The organism is Actinomycetota bacterium, assembly GCA_030776725.1.
In the GTDB taxonomy this organism is placed as follows: domain Bacteria; phylum Actinomycetota; class Nitriliruptoria; order Nitriliruptorales; family JAHWKO01; genus JAHWKW01.
Map to the genome: position 1 here is coordinate 1 of JALYHG010000174.1, position 4,651 is coordinate 4,651.

At 70.2% G+C, this 4,651-nt stretch carries 8 protein-coding genes and 1 riboswitch; of the genes, 4 read left to right on the forward strand and 4 right to left on the reverse strand.

The window, feature by feature from the left end; all coding sequences use genetic code 11:
• The 3 genes from M3N57_08060 to M3N57_08070 form a co-directional block, all read right to left on the reverse strand.
• The coding region (locus M3N57_08060) for a sigma-70 family RNA polymerase sigma factor (GenBank protein ID MDP9022638.1) at positions 1-383 on the reverse strand (383 nt) is incomplete at its 3' end.
• Between the two features lie 154 nt (positions 384-537).
• Complete coding sequence (locus tag M3N57_08065) at positions 538-972, reverse strand: type II toxin-antitoxin system VapC family toxin (GenBank protein ID MDP9022639.1); 435 nt, start codon at positions 970-972, stop codon at positions 538-540.
• Positions 959-1,219: a ribbon-helix-helix domain-containing protein gene (locus tag M3N57_08070; protein ID MDP9022640.1), complete on the reverse strand. Its 261-nt coding sequence runs from the start codon at positions 1,217-1,219 to the stop codon at positions 959-961. Before M3N57_08070 ends, M3N57_08065 begins: the two co-directional genes overlap by 14 nt.
• A gap of 869 nt (positions 1,220-2,088) precedes the next feature.
• Here M3N57_08070 and M3N57_08075 point away from each other — a divergent pair.
• A complete protein-coding gene (locus M3N57_08075; protein MDP9022641.1) occupies positions 2,089-2,733 on the forward strand; it encodes a hypothetical protein in 645 nt (214 codons plus the stop codon).
• Positions 2,734-2,958: 225 nt separating this feature from the next.
• Here the strand turns inward: M3N57_08075 and M3N57_08080 are convergent, their stop codons facing one another.
• Positions 2,959-3,342 (reverse strand): hypothetical protein, encoded by a 384-nt coding sequence (locus M3N57_08080; protein MDP9022642.1) that lies wholly within the window; start codon positions 3,340-3,342, stop codon positions 2,959-2,961.
• Between the two features lie 172 nt (positions 3,343-3,514).
• Positions 3,515-3,576: riboswitch (Fluoride riboswitch) on the forward strand.
• A 25-nt stretch (positions 3,577-3,601) separates the two neighbouring features.
• Between M3N57_08080 and M3N57_08085 the strand changes: the two genes are divergently transcribed.
• From M3N57_08085 to M3N57_08095, 3 genes are all read left to right on the forward strand, one after another.
• Positions 3,602-4,081: a CrcB family protein gene (locus tag M3N57_08085; GenBank protein ID MDP9022643.1), complete on the forward strand. Its 480-nt coding sequence runs from the start codon at positions 3,602-3,604 to the stop codon at positions 4,079-4,081.
• Complete coding sequence (locus M3N57_08090; GenBank protein ID MDP9022644.1) at positions 4,078-4,455, forward strand: CrcB family protein; 378 nt, start codon at positions 4,078-4,080, stop codon at positions 4,453-4,455. The genes M3N57_08085 and M3N57_08090 overlap by 4 nt, the downstream gene beginning before the upstream one ends.
• A 13-nt stretch (positions 4,456-4,468) precedes the next feature.
• Positions 4,469-4,651: DUF190 domain-containing protein (locus M3N57_08095; GenBank protein MDP9022645.1), on the forward strand; the 183-nt coding region annotated here is incomplete at its 3' end.

Below are 4,651 nucleotides of genomic sequence, written 5' to 3' on the forward strand. Positions count from 1 at the left end.
GTTCCGACCGGGACGCCGAGCACCGCGGCGACCTGCGCGTACGGGTGCTGTTGGCCGAAGTACCGCAGCATCACGACCAGCCGCAGGTGCTCCGGTAGCTGAGCCAGCGCCGCCCATATCCAGTCGCCGAGGAGCTGTGATTCGAGCGTCTCCTCCGTGGGGGTTCCGGCGTTGACGAGGTCCTCAGTCACGTCTTCGACGCTGACCAGGGCAGGTGTTCGGCGTCGCAGCCGGGCGAGACAGACGTTGCGCACGATGCGTTGCAGCCACGGCGTGAACGCCTCCGGGGCGCGCAGGGAGCCCACGTGCTGGACCGCCACCAGGAGCGCATCCGTGTACGCGTCGTGTGCCTCCACGGTGTCGCGCAGGCAGCCGAGGGCCACGGCGTACAACCACGCGCGGGTGGACGCTGGAGCAACAGTCCCAGGGCGGCGCCGTCACCGGATCGGGTCGCAGCCACCAGCTCAGCCGTATCAGCCATCGATCCCTCCGCCGCGAGCGGCTGACGCCCGGTTGGCGACAAGAGATGCTTCCGGCTCAGAGGGCGTCGAGCGGGTGTATCCAGGTGAGCTCGGGGAAACGGGCGAAGCCCCGGTCGGCCGAGTAGAGGGTCGCGCCGCGCTCCATCGCGATCGCCGCGACGTACGCGTCGGGCACGAGGTTGCCCCGTGCCTCTCCGGTCCGGCATAACCGCTCGAAGATCGCCCAGTGGCGTGGGCCGGGATCTGCGGCGAGGACGTTCGCGCCCGTCCGCAGGGCATCGCTGAAGCTGAACGCCACATCGAGCGGCGTCGGCTCCCGGAAGACACGAGGGTGGGTGACGACACGGATGAAGCCCGAGAGCACCACCGAAGCGAGTCCGAGAGGCTCGTCTGCGCGACGCGCCTCCTCCAACCAGATCCGGTAGCGATCGTGATGCGGAACCTCGGGTCGGTGGGCGTAAACGAGGACCTTCACATCAACGAAGCGCACGCAGATCCTCGTCGCGATCCATGACATCACGTAGGGCCGCCCCCTCACCGAGGTCGACACCCGGCAGGGTCCCGCTGCCTCCGTAGGTCGGCAGTGGCGGCAGATCCTCGTCCGCGCGCCGCGCTGACGACTCGAACGACCGACGCAGCGCGTCCTCGATCACCTCGCCGACCGTGCGGCCATCCCGTGCGGCGCGTTCCTTCACCGCTCGGTAGAGGGCGTCGTCGATCCTGATGGTGGTCCGCATGTCGAGCATCTTAGCATCAGTACCTACCATCTTGATGCTGATGGCACATTTGGTCCGACACCTCAGCGCTGAAGCGGGCCACGCGTCGTCGTCCATCGCCGGGAGGACGTGTGCGTAGACGTCCAGGCGACAGCGGCTTGCCGTTCGTGCCGCCGCTGCGCATCAGCGGGGCGTGGAACCGGTCGAGGTCGCGCACCTCGATCGCGTCGAGGGCGAGATCTCCCAAGCCCGGAACGAGGTAGCGATCGACGATGCCCCGGTAGGCGTGTCAGGTGGGCGCGGCGAGACGCGGACGCTGGGTCTCCAGCCACTCCATCTGGTACGTCGACACGGTCCCGCCACGTGCGCCCTCGCTCGTCCCCGCCAGCATGGGGGCGTTCCCAGTACGCAGGCGAACGTGCCGCTACGACGTTGTGGACGAACCGCCGGGGTTCGCGCCCGAGATTCGAGACGGCCGTCGATCGGCGCGCGACCGTCTCGACGCCCGGAGGATGAGCGGGATCGCCCTCACGCCGGCTACCAGGCCCACCGCATGCGGTAGGCGTAGGCACGCAAGAGCCCCAGGCGCGTCTCCACCGGGAACGGCGTCCTGCGCCTCCACGGGGTCGCGCAGGCAGCCGAGGGCCGCGGCGTACGACCACGCGCGGGTGACGCTGGAGCAACAGTCCCAGGGCGGCGCCGTCACCGGATCGGGTCGCAGCCACCAGCTCAGCCGTATCAGCCATCGATCCCTCCGCCGCGAGCGGGCTAGTCACGCGGGGCCATCTTTCAGCCACCCGTAACTCCCGGGCCCCGATCGACGCATACGCCACTGTGAGTCACGGGCAACGACGCATCGTGACGAAGACATCACTTAGGAGACCAACGACATGCTCGAGACACTCTTCAGCGCGCTGAGCCTCAAGGTCGCTGCCGGTGCGGTCAGCGCCGTCACCGCAGCCGGCCTGGTCGCAGGCGCCACCGGGCAGCTCCCCGACGCCATGCAAGACGGGCTGAACCAAGCGGCCGCACGCGTCGGGATCTCGGTCCCCGCCGGCAGCCAGGACCAGCCGGTCAACACCACCGACCAGCGCAACACCGAGGAGGGCAACACCGAGGAGCTTGGCAACGAGGACGTCGAGACCCAACAGCGCGGCGGCGAAGATCGCAGCAGCACCGCCGAGGCGGTGCGTTCGGTGATCGACGAGCACCACGGCGAGCCGGGCGAGTTCGGTAACTCACAGTCGCAGTCCGACGACCCGAGCGCGTTCGGTCGTGCGGTGTCCGACGCCGCATCTAACGGTCGGGCGTCGGCAGGCCGCGACGCCGGTACCGACGTTGCCGATGACGAGCGCCCCGAGCAGCCCGCCGCGGCCGACGAGCACAGCGAGGTCAGCGACGCCCACCGTCCGCAAGACCCGCCGGCGGACGTCCCCGCCAACGAGGCCAGCGACGCCCACCGCCCGCAGGACCCCCCCGCGGACGCCGGTCAGGGCCAGCGCTCCAACAGCGTGGAGCGCCCCGCCCGCCCGTAACGGAGGCACGCAGGATCCAGCCATACCCGGAAGCGGACCCCGGACGACCTCGTCCGGGGTCCGTGCCATCAGAGGACGAGGTCAGGAGCGCACTGCGCATTTGCCACGTGCGCCGTTGATCACGGACGCCGTGGTGACCCCCAGGCGGCGGCACCTCCTGACACGATCGTCAGCGTGTCGGCATCTGCCGCGACTTCCGTCGGCGCTGCCACCCAGCCGGGACCGTCAGCCGGCGACGCGTTGGAAGACGACCAGGAACGCCATCAGGCTGAAGACCGTGCCGGCCATCGTGAAGATCATGGTGCGCGTCTGTGTGGTGATCGCGGTGACGATCTCGCCTCGCATTGCGGCCATGAGCCGGTGCTCGGCTTCACCCACACGGGAGTCGACCGCGTCGAACCGGTGGTCGACCGCGTCGAACCGTGCGTTCATGCGCTGCTCGAGCTCCCCGATCTCGCGGGTGAGCTCCTCGCGGGTGGCGAGCAGGTCATCGCGCGTGACGAGACGGGCTCCGGCCGGTGGCAGACGATCCATCAGGGCGCTCGCGGTCTCCGCTCCCAGCGTCCGCGTGAGCTGTTGCAGCAGCTCGCCGCTGGTCATCGCCGTCATGCTGCACCTCGGACGGTGGTACTGGCAACTGTCACCACCGTACGCCCGGCGTGCCGCGCCGCGGCCGCGGATCCGTGACCTATGTGGACGACGCGACGGGCTGGCCTCGAGCTGCAGGGCACTCGACTCCACCGGTCCACCCGGGTCTCCTTGAATCGCGGCGCGTAGCATGCACGGCGATGGCGATGGGGCTCGCCGACAACCGCCCGCGTGGCTGATGGCTCCTGTGACGACCGTCGGGGTTGACGCAGGAGGCCACGTGGCGAGCGACCCGCAGCTGACCGAACCCTCACCCGAGGAGCGCTGCCGGCTGCTGCGGGCGCTCGACGGGCCCCGTGCGACCGTCCGCCGCCACGTTCCCTTGGCGTGGCGTCGACGTCTCGCGGTGCTCATCGGCGGGTGTGCCGGCTCGGGCCTGCGGATCGTCGTCGCCACGCTGCCCGCCAACCCCGCGGGCTGGCCGTGGGCGACGTTCGTCGTCAACCTCACCGGTGCGCTGCTGCTCGGCTACCTGCTGGTCCGCTTCGAGCAGGCCGCCCCCACCACCGTGCTGACCATCCCGCTGCTGTGCGTCGGGGCGCTCGGCTCCTACACGACCTTCTCGGCGCTGTCGGCCGAGACCTGGCAGCTGGCGACCAGCGGACGGACGGGGGTCGCGGCCGGCTACGCCGCGGCGAGCATGCTCGGCGGGTTGCTGGCGGCGCTGGTCGCGATGCGACTCGCCGAGCGACGCCCGTGATCACCACCGCTGCGATCATCGCAGGAGGGCTCGGCGCGCTCGCCCGCTATGGCCTGACCGGGATCGTGCAACGCCGCACCGGGTCGAGCCAGCCGTGGGGCACCGCGGTCGTCAACATCACCGGCGCCGCGCTACTCGGGATGCTGATCACACTTCACGCCGCCCACCGTCTACCCGAGGCGGTCCTGACGGTCGCCGGCACTGGGTTCGCCGGCGGGTTCACGACCTTCTCCACGTGGATGGTCGAATCCGTCCGCCTCACCGAACCGCCGACCCCACGGCAGCTGCGCGCCGCCGCGGTCAACCTGGCCGGCATGTTCGCGGCCGGGATTGCGGCGGTCGCGACCACCAGCTGGCTGCTCAACCCCACCTGACCGAGGACACATCATGGAGAACGTCACCGACGGCAAGCTGCTGCGGATCTTCGTCGGCGAGGACGACGAACACGACGGACGTCCCCTCTACCAGGCCATCGTCGAACTGCTCCGACGCGAGGGACTGGCCGGCGCGACCGTCGTCCGCGGCATCATGGGGTTCGGCCGTTCCAGCATCGTGCACACCGCCAAGGTC

What these genes read in the sequence shown, in the direction of transcription:
- M3N57_08080 (MDP9022642.1), bottom strand. Translation starts at nt 3,342, where the DNA reads ATGACGGCGATGACCAGCGGCGAGCTGCTGCAACAGCTCACGCGGACG.
- M3N57_08075 (MDP9022641.1), top strand. Translation starts at nt 2,089, where the DNA reads ATGCTCGAGACACTCTTCAGCGCGCTGAGCCTCAAGGTCGCTGCCGGT.
- M3N57_08070 (MDP9022640.1), bottom strand. Translation starts at nt 1,219, where the DNA reads ATGCGGACCACCATCAGGATCGACGACGCCCTCTACCGAGCGGTGAAG.